This window comes from Pseudomonas sp. S9, assembly GCF_000222125.1.
GTDB lineage: Bacteria > Pseudomonadota > Gammaproteobacteria > Pseudomonadales > Pseudomonadaceae > Aquipseudomonas > Aquipseudomonas segetis.
In genome coordinates this window covers 54,757-72,614 of the sequence record NZ_AFFX01000003.1, presented here as the reverse complement: position 1 = coordinate 72,614, position 17,858 = coordinate 54,757, and the positions used below count along the sequence as shown (strand labels likewise).

The following is a 17,858-nucleotide window of genomic DNA, read 5'->3' as shown; positions in this document are numbered from 1 at the left end:
CTATGACTAGCTCGACCAACCCCAATGTTTCCACGCTCGACCTGGACCTGCTGAGTCAATCGATCCAGCTTTCCGAAGAATCCAAGCAGCGTGGTCGTCATCCTTTCGCGGCTCTGGTCGCAGACCAGCATGGCAATGTCATTGCCCGAGCCGGTAACAATTCGATGCCGCCTGAAGGCGACCCGACCCAACATGCAGAGCTGGCTGCAGCGGCCATGGCGGCCAGGCTGCTGAGCCCTGATGAATTGGCCAAATGTACGTTGTACACCAGCGCCGAGCCCTGCTGCATGTGTTCCGGCGCCATCTATTGGACAGGTATCGGCCGAGTGGTATATGCCCTTTCCGAGCACGCATTACTGAGCCTGACCGGCGACCATCCGGAAAACCCGACTTTCTCCTTGCCGTGCCGTGAAGTCTTTGCCCGCGGCCAGCGCCAGGTTGAGGTATTGGGGCCGATGCTGGAAGAAGAAGCGGCCAAGCCACACCAGGGATTTTGGCAATGAATGCTGGCATCTCCATCCATGTGGTTGATGTCGCAACGGGCAAGGTCGCCGAAGGATTGACCGTAAGCGTCGAGCGTCTAAAAGACGGGAACCGGGAACTGATCTGCGCAGGCCAGATCGCTGCCAATGGCCTGTTCGCTGAGCTGGCGGATCACAGCGAAATGTTCGAGCCAGGCCAGTACGAGGTCTGTCTGGACGTAGCGGATTTCTACCGGGCGCAGGGCATCCAGCTACCGCAGGTGCCTTTTCTGGATGTGCTGGTCTATCGCTTCGGGCTGGACGATCCCCAGCAGCATTACCACTTGCCTTTTAAGCTCACGGCCTGGGGATTGTCTTGCTTTCGCGGTGGCGCTTGAACGCCTTTACTGGCTGAAATTCAATGGCTGATCATCCAGGGCCGCCCCGCAGGCTTGCCTTTCATGGCATGGGGGTTGGCCTTGGTTGGCGCCAGTGGCTTGTTCGGCGTGCAGCAACCACAGCCCTTTGGGTGCTTGCGGCTTTGCTTGTATTCATCAAGGGTTTGCGGGGCGTTGGCGCTGCGTTCATTGGCCGCAATGGCGCGACGCTGAGTGCCGGGCATGGTTGCCAGGCTTGGCGCACTGAGAATCACCCGTTTGCTTATGGCTCCGCAGTATGGGCAATCACAGGGTTGATCACGCTCGGCCATGGGTCGCAACATGGTGAAATCGCCGCAACCGACGCAGTCATATTCATAAATTGGCATGCACGACTCCTGAATACTCAGTGTTCACCTCCCTGACAAGCCTGGCCGCCGTCCAAAGCGCCAGACCTGCCAGGGGGGAGAACTCGTTTGCCGGGTCGACACCGGCTTGTTGATCGATGGTTTAAAGATCCGGCGCAATTGGCAGATCGATGCTGCCGTCAAGGAACTTGGTCGGGCCGTTGGCGTTCGGGTTGATATCGAAGTCGAAGATTTCTGTCGGCAGCCACAGGGTGGCGCAGGCGTTTGGTACATCGACAATCCCACTGATATGCCCCTGCACCGGCGCCGAACCAAGCAGCGCATAACCTTGCGCAGGTGAATAACCGAACTTGGTCAGGTAGTTAATGGCATTCAAGCACGCCTGCTTGTAGGCGATGTTGACGTCGAGGTAGTGCTGCTTGCCTTCCTCATCAACCGAGATGCCTTCGAAAATCAGGTAGTTGTTGTAGTTCGGCACAACCGGGCTTGGCTTGAACACCGGGTTCTTGATGCCGTACTTGGCCATGCCACCCTTGATCAGCTCGACCTTCATGTGCACCCAGCCGGCCATTTCGATGGCACCGCAAAAGGTAATTTCACCATCGCCTTGACTGAAATGCAGATCGCCGACCGACAAACCAGCGCCATCGACATAAACCGGAAAGAATATCTTGGAGCCACGGGACAGGTCCTTGATATCGCAGTTACCACCATGTTCGCGCGGCGGCACAGTGCGCGCACCGGTCAGCGCGGCCAGGTCACGCGCCTCGCCTTTCATCTTGCCCATATGCGCAGTGGGCGCCATTGGCGGGTTGGCCAGCGCCGGTACGCGGTGCGGGTCGGTATCAATCAACTCCTGCTCGCGCTTGTTCCAGTCGGCCAACATCTTGTGGTCCGGCAAGCAACCGATCAGGCCAGGGTGAATCAAGCCCGCGAAGTTCACACCCGGGATATGTCGCGAGCTGGTGAACATGCCTTTGAAATCCCAGATGGCTTTCTGCGCCATTGGGAAGTGGTCGGTAAGAAAGCCGCCGCCATTGTTCTTGGAGAAGAAGCCATTGAAGCCCCACATGGACTCAGCCTTGGCGCCAATGTCGAGCAAATCGACCACCAGCAAATCACCGGGTTCGGCACCGTGCACGCCGACCGGCCCCGACAGGTAATGCACGGTGGACAAGTCAACATCACGCACGTCGCTGGCATCGTCATTATTCTTGATCGCGCCCGCAGTCCAGTCATAGGTTTCCAGGATGAAATCGTCGCCCGGTTTAACCCAGCAGGCCATTGGGATATCCGGATGCCAGCGGTTATGAATTTGCTCGTTCTCGGTGGCTGGCTGGTTGGGGTCGACCTTGATGAGTGTTTCGGTCATGACAGAACTCCTGGGACCATTGATAGGGTTTAGCGCTAAAACGCCTGACACGGAGCTAGTCTTAAACGTCGACGAAAATGACGAAATACGCTGAATGACGTATGGGCAAAACCCGCACTGCGCCGGGCTTCAAGGGCAAAACCAGGCCACGCAGAAAAGCCGGCACAACATAGCTGTGCCGGCACGACGATCGACCGTGGAGTTCAGTGGTTAAACCGACAAATACCGGCTGATGGTTGCCTCGTCGACCTTGTCGCGGGTTTCCTCGATCACAAACTTGCCCTTTTCTATCACCAGGAACCGATCGGCAACTTCCAGGGTGAACGACAGCACTTGCTCGGACACCACTATGGTCAGGTCACGCAAATTGCGAATCTCCTTGAGCTTGTGGGCGATGTCCTTGATGATCGATGGCTGAATGCCTTCTGTCGGTTCATCGAGCAACAGTACCTTGGGATTTGTTGCCAGCGCGCGGGCAATTGCGAGCTGTTGCTGCTGCCCTCCTGAAAGATTGCCACCCTTGCGCGAACGCATCTCGTGCAGCACCGGGAACAGTGCATAAAGGTCGTCGGGCACCTTGCCCTTGGCCGAGGCTGGCAGACCGGTCTGGATGTTCTCCAGGACGGTCATGTGCGAGAAGATCATCCGCCCCTGCGGCACATAGGCAATGCCTCGCTCGACTCGCTGATGGGTTTCCAGCCTGGACACATCCTGGCCGTCGATACTGATCTGCCCGCCCCACTGCGGCAGCACGCCCATCAGGCTCTTGAACAATGTGGTCTTGCCCATGCCATTACGCCCCATGACGGCAACAATTTCCTTCTTCGCCACGTCCAGACTAAGTTCATGAAGGATTTGGCTCTGGCCGTAACCAGACACCAGGTTACTGATTGTGAACATGGCTATCCCCTGTAACGCTCAACTGTCCAACGCAAGGCGTGGCCAGCCGATGCTCGATTGTCTTGGTCGATAATTTGGTCCGGCACTCAATGGCCGAGGTACACCTCGATTACTTTCGGATTGCTCTGCACCGCTTCCATGCTGCCCTCGGCCAGTACCTTGCCCTGGTGCAGCACAGTGACGCGGTTAGCGATGCTTTTGACGAACTCCATGTCATGCTCGATCACCAGCACCGAGCGCCCTTGGCTGATGCGATTGAGCAGTTGTGCGGTCTGCACCCGCTCGCTGACGCTCATTCCGGCAACCGGCTCGTCGAGCATCAGCAGCGCGGGGGCCTGCATTAGCAAAATGCCGATCTCCAACCACTGCTTTTGGCCGTGAGAGAGCAGGTCGGCCTGCTTATCGAGAGAAAGTCACTGAGGAAGATTTCAGCGGCGCCCTCCTCGACCCGTGCGACCACTTGCGCGGTGCGCTTGAAGAACAGCGCGCTGAAGACATTGCGGCCCTTGGGATATGACATCTCCAGGTTCTCGAACACCGTCAGGTTTTCGTAGATCGACGGATTCTGAAACTTGCGCCCGACCCCGGCGCGAACGATGTCGTACTCGCGCATTTTGGTCAGTTCGCGACCATCAAACTCAATGCTGCCAGCGGTTGACTTGGTTTTGCCGCAGATCAAGTCAAGCACCGTGGTTTTACCAGCGCCGTTCGGCCCGATCACCACATGCACCTCGTTGCGATCGACATAGAGGTTCAGGTCGTTGACCGCCTTGAAACCATCAAAAGATACTGTCAACCCCTCAACGGCCAGTACCGGCTTGGCAGCCTGAAATCCTGCTGGGCTATTCATGGCGTGGTCTCCAGTTCACGAACGGGTTGCACTGCAGCGGCCTTACTTGCCATCCGCACCTTGGGTTCTGGGCGACCAAATAGCTTGTTGCCCAGCGACGACCGGGAAAGCCATCGACGCCCATGGCTTTCCCACAAGCCGGCAATGCCGTTGGGGAAATACATGACCACGACGATAAACAGCCCGCCCATCAGGTACAGCCACAGTTCGGGGAAGCTTTCGGAGAAGTAGGTCTTGCCGAAGCTCACCAGCAAGGTTCCGTACACCGCCCCCAGCAACGACATGCGTCCTCCAACAGCGGCGAAGATGACCATCTCGATCGACGGCACTATGCCGACAAAGCTCGGCGACATAAAGCCAACCTGCAGAGCAAACATCGCCCCACCGATCGCCGAGAAAGCCGCTGCCACGCAGAACACGAAGATCTTGAAACTGGCCACGTCATAGCCGGAGAAGCGCACACGCTCTTCTTTATCGCGCATGGCCATCAACAGTCGACCGAGTTTCGAAGTCAGGATAAAACGCCCCAGCAATACGCAGCCGAGCAGCAAGAAGGCATTGACAAAGTAGAGGATGACCTTCGAGCTGTCGGGACGAATATCCCAGCCAAGCAAGGTCTTCAGGTCGGTGATACCGTTGACCCCTCCCGTCAGGCCTTGCTGACCGATGATAAGAATGGTCAGGATCGCGGCAATGGCCTGGGTCACGATAGAAAAGTAAACATCGCCAACCCGCCGCTTGAACATGGCGATGCCAATGATCAAGGCCAGTAGCGTCGGCACTGCAATCACCGCCAGCAGGGTGAAGCTGAAGCTGTGGAAGGGTTGCCACATCATCGGCAGTTCGGTGATCTGGTTCCAATCCATAAAATCCGGAATACCAGGCGTTGACTGGATCTTGGTGCTCTCGGGATCTGACGCCTCAAGCTTGAGGAACATCGCCATGCAGTAGCCACCCAGCCCGAAGAAGATGCCCTGGCCAAGACTTAGAATGCCGCCATAACCCCAGCAAACCACCAGCCCCACGGCCACGAATGCGTAGGTCAGGTATTTGCCGACCATATTCAGGCGAAAAGTGTCCAGCATCAGCGGGAACACCAGCAGAATCAATGCGGCCAGCACCAGCAGGCCAATGGCCCCCTGCTTGCCACCCAGCAGGCTTTCATATGCATTTTTCATGGACGGCTCCTACGGCTCTGCATCACGCCTGCACTGACCCTGCGGATCACTGCAAGCTCCTGCGCCAGCGCACTGGCGCCTTTCAAAAGCGACATCTGCATCACTTGCGCACCTTGATCGAGAACAACCCTTGCGGGCGCAGCATCAGGATCAAGATGACCGCAGACAAGGTCAGCACCTTGGCCATTGAGCCGGACAGGAAGAACTCCATGATCGACTGTGCTTGAGCAATGGTGAACGCCGAGGCGATGGTCCCGACGAGGCTGGCTGCGCCGCCGAAAACCACAGTGAGGAAGGTGTCGACAATGTACAGCGAACCGGCGGTCGGGCCAGTCGAGCCGATAGTGGTAAACGCCGCGCCAGCCACGCCAGCCACGCCGCAACCCAGGGCGAAAGTCATGCGGTCGACTTTTTTGGTGTTGATGCCAACTGCCCGGCTCATTACCCGGTTCTGCATGGTCGCGCGCACCTGCAAGCCCCAGCGCGAGCGGTACAACATGATGAAAATGGTGGCGGTCAACAGCACCGTCAGCCCCATCACAAACAAGCCGTTCTTAGGAATATCGATAGCTGCCGAAGGCGCCCAGGACCCCATGATCCATTCCGGCATTTCTGCGCCAACTTCACGCGCACCGAAAATCGAACGAAACGCCTGCTGCATCACCAGCGACAAGCCCCAGGTGGCAAGCAAGGTGTCCAGCGGTCGGTGATAAAGCTTGCTGATCATCAACCATTCGACCAGCCAGCCCAGCGCTCCGGCAATCAGGAACGAAGCCACAATGGCGAAGAAAAAATAATACGGCTGCAGCGCCGGGAAGTATTGCAAGGTGACTGATGAAATCACGTAAGTGGTGTAGGCCCCAACGGTCAGGAACTCGCCATGAGCCATGTTGATCACGCCCATCTGGCCGAAGATAATCGCCAAGCCCAGGGCCATGAGCAGCAGTACGCAGAATACCGACAGGCCGTTAAAGCCTTGCATCACGGCAATCGCGCCGAATTCGGAGAGTGATACGTCCATCTGGAAGGCTCCCGCGGGTAGACAATTAAACAGGGAGATAAACCTTCGCCCGACAATCGCTGCGGGCAAAGGCGGCGATGGCGCCAACCGCCATCGCCGCGCTTGCGACTTACTGGTAGCCTTTCGGGAATGGGTTCGGCTCGATCAGCTCGGACTCATGAACCACCTTGAAGGTACCGTCAGCCTGGATCTCGGCGATGCGCGCCTTGCTCCACAAGTGATGGTTGTCATGGACTTTCACGTAGCCTTCAGGAGCAGTGGTCAACTCAATGCCCGGGGAGGCCGCGACCACTTTGTCGACGTCGAAACTACCGGCTTTCTCAACCGCCGCCTTCCACAACCATGGGCCAAGGTAACCCGCCTGGGTCACGTCGCCGATGACCGAATCCTTGCCGTACTTGGCTTTGAATTCCTCAACAAATTTCTTGTTGTTGGGGTTATCCAGGGTCTGGAAGTACTTCATAGACGAATAGAAACCCTTCATGTTTTCACCGCCGATACCGAGCATTTCATCCTCGGTTACCGAGATGGTCAGCAGGGTTTGTTTGTCGGAGGTGATGCCTGCGGCTTTCAATTGCTTGTAGAAGGCCACGTTGGAGCCACCGACGACTGCGGCGAACACCACATCAGGTTTTTTCAGCTTGATCTTGTTGGTCAGCGAGCCGAACTGGGTATTGCCCAGCGGGTAGTACTCTTCGCCGACGACCTTGCCGCCGAGCACGTTTTCAATGTGCTTGCGGGCAATTTTCATCGAGGTGCGCGGCCAGATGTAGTCGGAGCCGAGCAGATAGAAGGTCTTGGCGCCTTTCTCTTTGGCGATCCAGTCAAGGCTCGCAAGGATCTGCTGGGTAGCTTCCTGGCCGGTATAGATCACGTTCTTCGATTGTTCCAAACCTTCATAGAAGGTCGGGTAGTAAAGCAGGCCGTTGTCTTTTTCGAAGATCGGCAATACGGCTTTACGCGATGCCGAAGTCCAGCAACCGAAGACAGCGGCAACCTTGTCGCTTTCAAGGAGTTTCTTGGCTTTCTCGGCAAAGGTTGGCCAGTCTGAAGCGCCGTCTTCCTGGATGACTTTGATTTGCCGGCCCAAGATACCGCCCGAGGCGTTGATCTGGTCAATCGCCAGGCGCTCTGCCTGGATAGAGCCGGTTTCCGAGATTGCCATGGTGCCAGTTGCCGAATGCAATTGGCCGACGGTTACTGTGGTATCGGTCACCGCCAAGCCGGTGGTGTTGGCGTCATCCGCCATGGCGGTTTGGCCGAGCACGCTCGCGGCCAGCAATGAAAGCGCCGCAGCCCCCAGGGTCAGGCGCCGGGGAAGCATTCGTTTCGCACCCGTCAGTCTTAAGTCCATGGTCTTGCTCCTCGTTGTGGTGTTGCCGCACCGGCTCGCCTTGCGGGTACCGGGTCGGGTTGCAACAAGCATGCGGTTCGGGGAGCAGTGGCGGTATACGCAGCTTGACGTAAGCGCATACGTCGTCTGACGTACAGGCAAACGCCCCGCACTGGTGCAAGATCACGCCTGGAAAGCGGTCAGATAGAAGCTTGCGCGCGTGGGCTGGCCCTTGCAGGCCCGGGGCATGCTTGTTGCAAGCCCTCATCTGCTCCAGCTGGCAACAGTACAGACCGCACAACCTTCGCACAGCTACTCAAGGAAACCGCGTCGTGCAACCAACCGGCACCCAGCGCATCGTCAAGATTCGCCGCGACTACAACACTTGGGTCGCTGACGAAACCATGGAGGACTACGCGCTCCGCTTTACCCCGAAGTCATTCCGCAAATGGTCGGAACTGCGCATTGCCAACACGGCGCTGAGTGCCGTGTCTTTCCTCGCGCTGGAAGCCATAGGTGGAGCGCTTGCCATCAGCTACGGCTTTACCAATACCCTTTGGGCGGTGCTGGCGGTAGCACTGGTGATTTTCCTGACCGGCTTGCCCATCAGCTACTACGCCGCCCGCTACGGTGTCGACATGGACCTGCTGACCCGTGGCGCGGGCTTTGGCTATATCGGTTCGACCATTACCTCGCTGATCTATGCCAGCTTTACCTTTTTGTTCTTTGCCCTGGAAGCGGCAATCATGGCGCTGGCCCTGGAGCTGTATTTCAAGATCCCGCTGGCGTTGGCATATGTCATCTGTTCGATCATCGTCATTCCTTTGGTGGCTTACGGCGTCACCCTGATCAACCGCCTGCAGATGTGGTCTCAACCTTTGTGGCTGTTGTTGTTGCTGGTGCCTTACCTCTTTGTGATGTGGAAAAACCCGGATGCCTTCAGCGACCTCACCAGCTTTGGCGGCCGGGTCGGCGAGGGCGGCACCTTCAACCTGCTGTATTTCGGCGCGGCCTGCACGGTGACGCTGTCGCTGGTCACCCAGATTGGCGAGCAGGTCGACTACCTGCGCTTTCTCCCAGAACAAACCAAGGCCAACCGCAAGCGCTGGTGGGCAGCCTTGATCATGGCCGGGCCCGGCTGGATCATTCCAGGCGCACTGAAAATGCTCGCGGGCGCATTTCTCGCGTTTCTCGCGCTGCAGCATGAAATCCCCATCGAACGCGCCGCCGAACCCACGCAGATGTACCTGGTCGCGTTCAATTACGTGTTCAGCTCACCTGAGTGGGCGCTTGGGGCCATGGTGTTGTTCGTCATCATTTCGCAGATCAAGATCAACATGACCAATGCCTACGCCGGCTCCCTGGCTTGGTCGAATTTCTTCGCGCGTGTCACTCATAGTCATCCTGGCCGGGTCGTCTGGCTGGTGTTCAACGTTGCCATCGCACTGATGCTGATGGAGCTCGGCGTATTCGATGCCATCCAGCAGGTGCTGGGCCTCTACGCCAATATTGCCATCGCATGGATAGGCGCCCTGGTGGCTGATCTAGTCATCAACAAACCGCTTGGGCTTTCTCCCAAGGGGATTGAGTTCAAGCGCGCCCACCTGTACGACATCAATCCGGTTGGGGTCGGTGCCATGCTGATTGCCTCGCTACTGTCGGGGCTGGCCTACGCCGGTCTGTTTGGGGCCATGGCGCAAGCCGCCTCGCCCATGGTTGCGCTGGGCAGTGCCTGCATCTTTGCCCCGCTGATTGCCTGGCTCACCCAGGGCCGCTACTACATCGCTCGCTCCAGCGTGCCGCAACTGCTCTACCCTAGCGGGCCACAGGCAACCTCGGAATGCGGCCTGTGCAACAATGCTTTCGAGGCGCCAGACATGGCGTTCTGCCCGGCTTACAGCACGCCGATTTGCTCACTGTGCTGCTCGCTGGATGCACGCTGCGCCGATGCCTGCAAACCGCAGGCGCGCCTCAGTGAACAGATGGATGACTTTGCCCGCTGGCTCTTGCCCAAAGGCTCGATTCCACGCCTGCACAGCCGGCTTGCGCAATACCTTGGGCTGCTGACGGTTCTAGTCCTGGTATTGAGCGGCGCCCTGGCACTGATCTACGGGCAGATTTCCCATGGCCTGGTACCCCATTCGCCACAAATGCTGGAAACCCTGTACCAGACTTTTCTCAAGGCCTTGCTAACGCTTTCATTGTTCGCGGCGATTCTGGCCTGGTGGGTGGTGCTGACCCGCGAAAGTCGTCATGTCGCGCAAAAGGAATCAGACCGGCAAACCTTGTTGCTAATGCAGGAAATCGAAGCACACCGGCGTACCGACGAGGAGCTGCAAAAGGCCAAGGAAGCCAGTGAAGCCGCCAACGCTGCCAAGAGCCGCTATGTCACCGGTTTATCCCACGAGCTGCGCACGCCACTCAACAGCATTCTCGGCTATACCCAGATACTGCAACGCGATGGCGCCATGCCCAGCCAGCATAAGGATGCGCTTGGCACCATTTTTCGCAGTGGCTCGCACCTGTTGTCGTTGATTGATGGCTTGCTTGATGTGGCCAAGATTGAGGCTGGCAAGCTCAACCTTGAGCTTTCGGAAATCCCTTTTCCTGAATTCATTCATCAACTTGAACGCATGTTTACCCCCCAAGCCGAGGAAAAGGGCCTGCGCTTTCGCCTGCACACCACAGGACGCATGCCAAGCGTCGTACGTGGTGATGAGAAGCGGGTGCGGCAGATACTGATCAACCTGCTGGGTAACGCCGTGCGTTTCACCGACAGCGGCGAAGTCTGCCTGCGCGTCAGCTACCTGCGCGAGACGGCAAATTTCGAGATTATCGACACCGGCATCGGCATTGCCCCCGAACAGATCGAACGGATTTTCCAGCCATTCGAACGTGGTGACTTGATGCGCCAAGACAACGGCGTAGGACTTGGCCTGACCATTACCCGCATGCTCACATCGTTGATGGGCGGTGAATTGTCAGTGCGCAGCGAACTCGACCGAGGCACCAGCTTTCAGGTCCGCCTGTTTCTTTCCGAAGTTCGCGTGCCCCAGGCGGTGGTGCATGTGGAGCACGACATCATCGGCTATCAAGGCCCGCGCCGACTGATTCTGGTGGTCGATGACCATATCGAGCATCGCCGCGTGCTGGCTGGCATGCTCGAACCGCTGGGCTTCCACATCGCCCAGGCTGGCAGCGGTCACGAAGCGATTCGCCAAGTCGCACTGCTGCATCCGGACCTGATTTTCATGGACCTGTCGATGCCGCAGATGGATGGCTGGGAAACCAACCGCCTGATCCGCCGCAATGCGCTGTCGCAGGCGCCAATCATCGTACTGTCCGCCAACGCATTTGCCGATGATCGAGAGCGCAGTGTAACCAGTGCCTGCAACGATTACCTGGCCAAGCCGGTGCATACACCGCAGCTACTGGAGCGCATCCAGAAGCAACTGGACCTGCAGTGGCTTCATCGCGCCAGCAGTCCGCTTGCACCCAAAACCAAACCGTCACGCTTGCCGACAGCCAGCGACCTGGAGGCACTGCATGAGCTGGCAGCGCTCGGCTATGTGCGTGGCCTACAGGAAAAACTCGATGATATTGATCGTCAGTCACCCGAGTTCATCGGCTTCACCGCGCCCTTGCGGCTGCTGGTGAAAAACTTTCGGCTCGACGAACTCACCCGCCAACTCAAGGAGGCCGACCATGAACGCGCTGACATCACCCCATGAACATCTGGCCGCCACACGCGGGGTAATCCTGATTGTGGACGACACCCCGGATAACCTGGCCCTGCTTTCCGATGCACTGGATGATGCGGGCTATATGGTGCTGGTGGCGCTCGACGGTCTCAGCGCTCTGTCACGTATCCAGCGCCGACGCCCGGACCTGATCCTGCTAGATGCCATGATGCCCGGCCTTGATGGCTTTGAAACCTGCAGGCGGATAAAAGCCGAGGCGCAGACGGCAGATATTCCGGTGCTGTTCATGACTGCACTGACCGACAGCGAGCACGTAATAGAGGGTTTTGCTGCAGGCGGCATCGACTACGTCACCAAACCTATTCACCCCGAACAGGTGATCGCCCGTGTCGCCTCACACCTGCGCACTGCGCAGATCCTCAAGTCTGCCCGGGAGGCCGCTGCCCCACGGGATATCAGCCTGAGCAATGAGACGGCTTACGAAACCCTGTCTGCGCGATTTTCCCTGACCGAGCGCGAAGTCGAGGTACTCAGTTGGGTCGCCTGCGGCAAGACCAACCGCGACATCGGCGACATCCTTGGCCTATCGCCGCGCACGGTGAACAAACACCTGGAACACGTCTACGTCAAACTCGGCGTGGAAACGCGCACGGCGGCAGCCGCCGTGGCGATTTCAGCCAATGTGGGACGCTAGACAACCCAAACTCCAGGCGTCCAAACAGCTACGCCAGATAATGCTCGGCTAACTTGACCCAGCACTGTGCGCCCAGTTCGATCAGTTCGTCGTTAAAGTCGTAATGCGGGTTGTGCACCGAACAGCCATGAAACTCGCCGGTGCCGTTGCCCAGCATGAAATAACAGCCTGGACGCTCTTCCAGCATGTAGGCAAAGTCTTCGGTGCCCATGACTTTCTTCGGCATCTTCGATAGCAACTGCCCTTCAGCGAAAAGCGGGCTGAGGCTCTGGCGCAGGATTTCGGTTTCCCGCTCATGATTGACCAGCGCTGGCGCCAGTTGCACCATGCTCAGGTCAATCTTTACGCCAAAGGTCTGCTCATGGCCTTTGACGATTTCAGTCAGGCGATTATTGATTTTCTGCTGGGTTTCACTGGTATCGGTACGCACGCTGATCAGCATCGAGACTTCATCGGGAATGATGTTATAGACCGTGCCTGCCTGCACTGAACCGATGCTGATCACCGCATATTCCTCCACTGCCAACACCCGCGACTTGATGGTCTGGATGGCGTTGATCAGGCTGGCCAGGACAGGCACGGGATCGATGGTCAATTCCGGCATGGCACCATGACCGCCCTTGCCGGTGATGTTGATCTTGACCCGTTCGGAGGACGCCATGGTTGGCCCGGCCTGCACCACGCAAGTTCCCACAGGAATACCGGGCATATTGTGCAAGGCAAATACCGCATCGCAGGGGAATCGCTCAAACAATCCATCGTCGATCATGGCCTTGGCGCCTGCAAGGCCTTCTTCATCGGGCTGGAAGATCAGGTTGAGCGTCCCATTGAACTGACGCGTGGCCGCGAGCTGAGCGGCGGCGGCAAGCAGGATAGTGGTATGCCCGTCATGGCCACAGGCATGCATACGCCCGGGCACACGGCTTGCGTGCGCGAACTGGTTTTTCTCATCCATGGGCAGCGCATCCATGTCACCCCGAATGCCCAGGGTGCGACTGCCATCTCCATTACGCAAAACGCCAACCAGGCCATGCCCCCCGATATTACGATGTACCTCGTAACCCCAGCTCTCAAGCATTTCGGCAACCAGCGCAGCGGTGTGAGGCGTATCGCCTCCTAGCTCAGGGGCTGCGTGGATCTGGCGGCGGATATCGATGAAAGATGCAGTGTCTGGCGTTGCAGACGTCTTGTGCAGGGCATGCATATTCATTACTCACGTCCTTTATGTTCTGGGTAGTATTTAAGGCAAATCAAACTGACGACACCACCGGCCACCAGGTAGAACGCCGGAGCCATTGGGCTGTCGAAAGCAGCCGTCAGGGATGCTGCAATCAGCGGTGAAAAACCACCGAACAACGTCACCCCAAAGCTATAGCTGACCGAGGTTCCAAGGGCTCGGTTCTCCTTGGAAAACCCTTCCATGATCAGCGAGAAAAATGCGCCGGCACCCACACAGCTAGGTAATACCAAAGCGGCGACCACCAGCATGGCCACATAGAGTTGGGTGGTATGGCCCAGCACATAGAAAGCCGGGATCACCAGCACCACCGGCAGCGCAACCGTCCAGCCCAGCAGTGATTTACGCAGTTGATAGCGATCGGCGAAGCGCCCGGCCAACGGCGTGATAATCGCCATGCAACCGCCTGCCAGGCAGCCGATGGCCATGGCACTGCTCTGCGGATAATTCAATGCAGTGATCAAGTAGGTCGGCATGTAGAACACGAACAAGTACATGCCGATTGTGGCGCTGGCCATCAGCCCGATACCCAAGGCTATGCGCTGCCACAAGGCTGCAAAGCCGTCAGCTGCTGGGGCCGGGGCCTGATCATCATGGGTTTCAGGCAGGCGGGTGCGGATGTACCAGCCGACCGGGCCGATCAACAAGCCAAAGATGAAAGGAATGCGCCAGCCCCAGCTTTCGAGCGCCGAAGTATCCAATACTTGGCTCAGGGTAAAACCGAACCCTGCACCGAGCAAAGCAGCATAGCCTTGGCTGGCCGCTTGCCAACTGACCATGTGGCAACGCCGGGAAGTGTGGGCGGACTCCATCAGGAACACGGACGCAGTGCCGATTTCACCCCCCGCCGATATGCCCTGAATCAAGCGCCCGCAGACCAGCATCACTGTGGCGAAAAGCCCGATCTGTTGATAGGTCGGCGCAAAAGCGATCAGCGCAGTGCCCAGGGTCATCAGGCCGATAGTCAGGCTCAAGGCCGACTTGCGCCCTTTGCGATCGGCAAACCGGCCAATCAACACCGCACCGACCGGGCGCATCAGGAACCCCACGCCAAATGTCGTAAGCGACAACAATAGCGAGGCCACTGCCGACTCGGACGGGAAGAAGTGCTTGCCGATTAATACCGCAAAGAAGCTGTAGATCGTGAAGTCGTACATCTCCAGCGCGTTACCGAGCGAACACGCAATCACCGCTTTTCTCTCGCGCTGGCGTGCCGGTGCAGCCGGACTGTCGACACCCGTGACTGATAGTGTTTGCGCTTGCATAAGTGCCTATCTCCATCACCGTAGTTGTTGTGAAATCACTATCTGGTAAACGGAAAAACAATACACATGCACATTCGGCCAGGGATTAGCTTTTAGTTAACTTGCTCGGGCAAAAAGGCTCTAGCTTGCTGCATTGCGGCGCATATTACGCACAAGGCAAGGCCCGCGCCCCAAGTTGGCCCAGCGCTCGACAGGCTTGCGCCGCGGAATCGGTTTCCATCCTCCACGCTACACAGCCGTTAATGAGTCATATAAACCCAGCTGACAAGTGCCAGGCAAAATTCAATTAACTGTTCGGCATAGCATGAACAAATTAACAATCAGCTCTTCACAAAATGTTCAGGGTCCGGAAGCCGATTCAGCCAAAAGAACAGCAGTTGCCTCTGTCAGTCAGCCTTGGGGATTGGCGAACAAGCGGGCCTTCAACTCATGGAATAGCTCTTCTGCGGGCGCAGTGAGGCTATGGCGGTCGATGCACACCAGATTGACTGGGTAATCCGGCACCAACTCCTGGATGTCCACATGGGCCAACTCTTCACCCTGTGGATAACGTTTGAAATCCCGAATGGCCAGTTCGCTGATCGTCATCAGCGCTTCATCATGCTTGACCAGTCTCAGCGCCAGCATGATTGAGGTGCACTCGATGGCGCTCTGCGGGCGGCGTATATCATTGACCTCAAACAACTGGTGAAACTGCGATGCAGGCTCGTCCAATTCATCCAGGCTAATCCAGTTTGCATACTGCAAGGAGCGCAGGGAGCGCGAGAACTTATGCAGATTGCTTTTATGGCAAACCACCAGGCCTTTGATGCTGCCCAGCGCTTCCCAGTCCAGGTTCAGGCGAGTTAATGGTTGCTGGGAGGTGATGGCAAAATCCAGCGAGCCATCGCGCAGACGCTGCAGAATCTGGTTGGGGCGCAGGTCGGTAATGCTGATGGTCAAGCGCGGGAACTTGCGGCGCATCGTCAAAATGGCTTCATCCAGGCCTTCGAGCATGGCCGTCAGGGACGTCACCCCGATTGCAATGTGCCCGACCGTTGCATCTTGAATATGTGCGGCATCGACCTGTAGCCGTCGAATGCTTTCCACCACCAGATTGGCATGGCGGATAATCCGCCGCCCTTCTTCGGTCAGCGACATCCCCTTGTAGGAACGTTGCAACAGGTTGAATCCCAGCTCTCGCTCCAACTCCTTGATTGAGCGACTCAGGGCAGGTTGAGTGATATGCATGACCTTGGACGCTTCCTGGATACTTCCAGACTGGTGAATTGCCACCAGCGCCCTGAGTTGATGAAGCTTCATCCTGTTCATACTCCCACCTAAACCAGCGCAGGAATTAACCATAGGCACAGGGCAAAAGTAAACGACTATGAGTTCAGGATTGACTTAACAGCATGATGGCTAAAGCGCAGCCTGGGGCGAGGCGACGGGCCTAACACCAAGGCTTTTATAATCCAAACGTTCGCCATGAGTAGTTGAATATTCAAAGGTCATGTCACGACCGACAAGCGAGCCGGGAATATTTATCAAGGCCAGTTCAACTTCTGCCCCTGTTATACAAACAGGGGCATTTAATAACGACAGCCCTGCCCAACCCCTACTTGGTTTAGTTAAAAGACAAATATCGCCAGCAAGATAATAATCGGAATTGGTACACCGAGAAAAAACAGCAATATAGAACGCATAACAACCTCCGGGTATCAATGTTCAGGATCAGGCGTCGCGTTGACGACCACCCAATGTGGCGGAAAAACTCGCAACGAAAGCGCCAACCAACAATGAAATAAACAACCAAATCGCTGCATAGGCGGATGTCTTACGCGCTTGATCAGCGGTTTGGCGTGCCTGGGTCTGGGCTTCGTCCACAGCGCTCTTGATTCGGGTAAAGGTTGCAGTGACTCGCTGTTCGGCCTCTGGTTGATTGAGCCCTGTGCGCCTGGCAACTAGTTGACCCAGGTATTGCGTATCCTCGGCTGGCAGTGAACCTGTGTGTATCGCATTCATGAAAATGCGCGTGACTTCGGCAATAGGTGCAGGTCGTTCCTGGGCCGGGGCCAATCCACTTTGCGCATTGGCAGGCGCATTTACAGTGCGGCGAAACAGGCTGTCCAATGCGTACCTCATGCCAGCGCCTGCATTATCAGTGTTGGTCACAGCTGCGCCGGCCTTCGCCGCAGAGGAAGCAACGCCTTGGGCAAACGAGGCGCCCACCTTCGCCCCGCCACTGGCGATGCCGCCCAGCACAGAGCTCAGCAGCAACGCAGTCGCAAGTGTCGCAATGGACCATGCAAGAAAACCATGTGCCGTGTCGCGGAAATAGACTTCGTCGGCATGGACATCAGTCCACTTGGCCCTGAGCCGCCCTGCCAGGTAGCCGCCCAAACCGGCGGCTACCAGCTGGGTGAAGGTGATCCAGGCGATAGTCGAGACGCCAAGAGTCTTGATGCTGGCGCCATCGTTGGCCCAGGGCGAGACAAACGAAAACCCCAATCCCGTACCCAGAACCAGCAATAACAGCGACAGCGCCGCCGCGCCAGCAGCACCCGCCAATATCGCCCCCCATGAAACTGCACGGGGTGAAAGTTGAGTCATACTCAAGGCGATTGAATCCGGTAACGCAAGTTGTTCGTTTATTGTTTTCATCGTCCATCTCTCATATAAAGCGCACGCTAATGCAGCCAACTAACACTTCATGAGGTGCGACACTTAGTCATGCCACTTGCACCTGTGCAGGAGCAAGGCACATGCCATGTTTATACGAGCTATGAATCGCAAGACTAATCAACTAGTTAGCAAGCCAGCACGATCAAGCAACGGCTTGCATTGTGCATGATGACTTTTAATGACCGTGCAACTTGCACGACCATCTTGCTGGCCGATGGCGTCATCAAAACCAGCAGACTGTCCTGGTACTTGCCAACACTCTGTTTGCAACGGGCATTCTTGTTAGGCTCTGCTTGAATACCAAGGCGAGCTTTATGACCAACCGTGCTGCAGAGCCGCCTCCTTATGGCGAGTGATACCAGTCCTGCCGGCAAGGACTGGGCTATGAAGGACTTAACCTAATTTATAGTTGGCGGTGATTGTGGACAGGTTTCAAG

14 protein-coding genes and 1 pseudogene are annotated in these 17,858 nt (G+C 57.1%); 4 read left to right on the top strand and 11 right to left on the bottom strand.

The window, feature by feature from the left end; translation table 11 throughout:
- Positions 1–2: 2 nt before the first annotated feature.
- Both PSES9_RS0107030 and PSES9_RS0107025 read left to right on the top strand, forming a co-directional pair.
- Entirely contained in the window at positions 3–503 is a 501-nt protein-coding gene (locus tag PSES9_RS0107030) for a nucleoside deaminase (RefSeq protein ID WP_010485450.1), read from the top strand.
- Positions 500–859 (top strand): hydroxyisourate hydrolase, encoded by a 360-nt coding sequence (locus PSES9_RS0107025; RefSeq protein WP_010485447.1) that lies wholly within the window; start codon positions 500–502, stop codon positions 857–859. Before PSES9_RS0107030 ends, PSES9_RS0107025 begins: the two co-directional genes overlap by 4 nt.
- Before the next feature lie 20 nt (positions 860–879).
- Here the strand turns inward: PSES9_RS0107025 and PSES9_RS0107020 are convergent, their stop codons facing one another.
- The 7 genes and pseudogenes from PSES9_RS0107020 to urtA form a co-directional block, all read right to left on the bottom strand.
- Complete coding sequence (locus tag PSES9_RS0107020; RefSeq protein WP_010485445.1) at positions 880–1,227, bottom strand: FmdB family zinc ribbon protein; 348 nt, start codon at positions 1,225–1,227, stop codon at positions 880–882.
- 121 nt (positions 1,228–1,348) lie between these two features.
- Positions 1,349–2,578 carry a formamidase gene (gene fmdA / locus PSES9_RS0107015; protein WP_010485443.1) on the bottom strand — a complete coding sequence of 410 codons (1,230 nt, stop codon included), beginning with the start codon at positions 2,576–2,578 and terminating at the stop codon, positions 1,349–1,351.
- A gap of 210 nt (positions 2,579–2,788) precedes the next feature.
- Positions 2,789–3,478, bottom strand: coding sequence for an urea ABC transporter ATP-binding subunit UrtE (urtE, locus tag PSES9_RS0107010; RefSeq protein WP_010485441.1), 690 nt, complete (start codon positions 3,476–3,478; stop codon positions 2,789–2,791).
- 86 nt (positions 3,479–3,564) lie between these two features.
- Positions 3,565–4,328 (bottom strand): annotated as a pseudogene (gene urtD, locus PSES9_RS23050) (urea ABC transporter ATP-binding protein UrtD).
- Positions 4,325–5,506, bottom strand: a complete 1,182-nt coding sequence (urtC, locus tag PSES9_RS0107000; protein WP_010485439.1) for an urea ABC transporter permease subunit UrtC — start codon at positions 5,504–5,506, stop codon at positions 4,325–4,327. Before urtC ends, urtD begins: the two are co-directional and overlap by 4 nt.
- Before the next feature lie 100 nt (positions 5,507–5,606).
- Positions 5,607–6,527, bottom strand: coding sequence for an urea ABC transporter permease subunit UrtB (gene urtB / locus PSES9_RS0106990; protein ID WP_010485437.1), 921 nt, complete (start codon positions 6,525–6,527; stop codon positions 5,607–5,609).
- 109 nt (positions 6,528–6,636) lie between these two features.
- Positions 6,637–7,851: an urea ABC transporter substrate-binding protein gene (urtA, locus tag PSES9_RS0106985; protein WP_425439618.1), complete on the bottom strand. Its 1,215-nt coding sequence runs from the start codon at positions 7,849–7,851 to the stop codon at positions 6,637–6,639.
- A 341-nt stretch (positions 7,852–8,192) separates the two neighbouring features.
- Here urtA and PSES9_RS0106980 point away from each other — a divergent pair, with 341 nt between their 5' ends.
- Both PSES9_RS0106980 and PSES9_RS0106975 read left to right on the top strand, forming a co-directional pair.
- On the top strand, positions 8,193–11,591 hold the full coding sequence (locus PSES9_RS0106980; RefSeq protein WP_010485434.1) for an ATP-binding protein: 3,399 nt from the start codon (positions 8,193–8,195) through the stop codon (positions 11,589–11,591).
- The gene (locus PSES9_RS0106975; protein WP_010485432.1) at positions 11,566–12,255 is read left to right on the top strand and encodes a response regulator; all 690 of its coding nucleotides are present in this window, start codon (positions 11,566–11,568) and stop codon (positions 12,253–12,255) included. Before PSES9_RS0106980 ends, PSES9_RS0106975 begins: the two co-directional genes overlap by 26 nt.
- A 28-nt stretch (positions 12,256–12,283) precedes the next feature.
- Here PSES9_RS0106975 and PSES9_RS0106970 read toward each other — a convergent pair whose 3' ends face one another.
- The 4 genes from PSES9_RS0106970 to PSES9_RS0106955 form a co-directional block, all read right to left on the bottom strand.
- Entirely contained in the window at positions 12,284–13,465 is a 1,182-nt protein-coding gene (locus PSES9_RS0106970; protein ID WP_010485430.1) for a M20 aminoacylase family protein, read from the bottom strand.
- The gene (locus PSES9_RS0106965; protein ID WP_010485428.1) at positions 13,465–14,757 is read right to left on the bottom strand and encodes an MFS transporter; all 1,293 of its coding nucleotides are present in this window, start codon (positions 14,755–14,757) and stop codon (positions 13,465–13,467) included. Before PSES9_RS0106965 ends, PSES9_RS0106970 begins: the two co-directional genes overlap by 1 nt.
- 390 nt (positions 14,758–15,147) lie before the next feature.
- Positions 15,148–16,059, bottom strand: a complete 912-nt coding sequence (locus tag PSES9_RS0106960) for a LysR family transcriptional regulator (protein WP_010485426.1) — start codon at positions 16,057–16,059, stop codon at positions 15,148–15,150.
- Positions 16,060–16,470: 411 nt separating this feature from the next.
- Positions 16,471–17,349: a hypothetical protein gene (locus PSES9_RS0106955; protein WP_138943057.1), complete on the bottom strand. Its 879-nt coding sequence runs from the start codon at positions 17,347–17,349 to the stop codon at positions 16,471–16,473.
- Positions 17,350–17,858 lie beyond the last annotated feature (509 nt).

Coding starts and splice junctions, on each gene's coding strand:
- PSES9_RS0106955 (WP_138943057.1), bottom strand. CDS start 17,349: ATGACTCAACTTTCACCCCGTGCAGTTTCATGGGGGGCGATATTGGCG.
- PSES9_RS0107025 (WP_010485447.1), top strand. CDS start 500: ATGAATGCTGGCATCTCCATCCATGTGGTTGATGTCGCAACGGGCAAG.
- PSES9_RS0107020 (WP_010485445.1), bottom strand. CDS start 1,227: ATGCCAATTTATGAATATGACTGCGTCGGTTGCGGCGATTTCACCATG.
- PSES9_RS0106965 (WP_010485428.1), bottom strand. CDS start 14,757: ATGCAAGCGCAAACACTATCAGTCACGGGTGTCGACAGTCCGGCTGCA.
- PSES9_RS0107030 (WP_010485450.1), top strand. CDS start 3: ATGACTAGCTCGACCAACCCCAATGTTTCCACGCTCGACCTGGACCTG.
- PSES9_RS0106960 (WP_010485426.1), bottom strand. CDS start 16,059: ATGAAGCTTCATCAACTCAGGGCGCTGGTGGCAATTCACCAGTCTGGA.
- urtE (WP_010485441.1), bottom strand. CDS start 3,478: ATGTTCACAATCAGTAACCTGGTGTCTGGTTACGGCCAGAGCCAAATC.
- fmdA (WP_010485443.1), bottom strand. CDS start 2,578: ATGACCGAAACACTCATCAAGGTCGACCCCAACCAGCCAGCCACCGAG.
- PSES9_RS0106975 (WP_010485432.1), top strand. CDS start 11,566: ATGAACGCGCTGACATCACCCCATGAACATCTGGCCGCCACACGCGGG.
- urtA (WP_425439618.1), bottom strand. CDS start 7,851: ATGCTTCCCCGGCGCCTGACCCTGGGGGCTGCGGCGCTTTCATTGCTG.
- PSES9_RS0106970 (WP_010485430.1), bottom strand. CDS start 13,465: ATGAATATGCATGCCCTGCACAAGACGTCTGCAACGCCAGACACTGCA.
- urtC (WP_010485439.1), bottom strand. CDS start 5,506: ATGAAAAATGCATATGAAAGCCTGCTGGGTGGCAAGCAGGGGGCCATT.
- urtB (WP_010485437.1), bottom strand. CDS start 6,527: ATGGACGTATCACTCTCCGAATTCGGCGCGATTGCCGTGATGCAAGGC.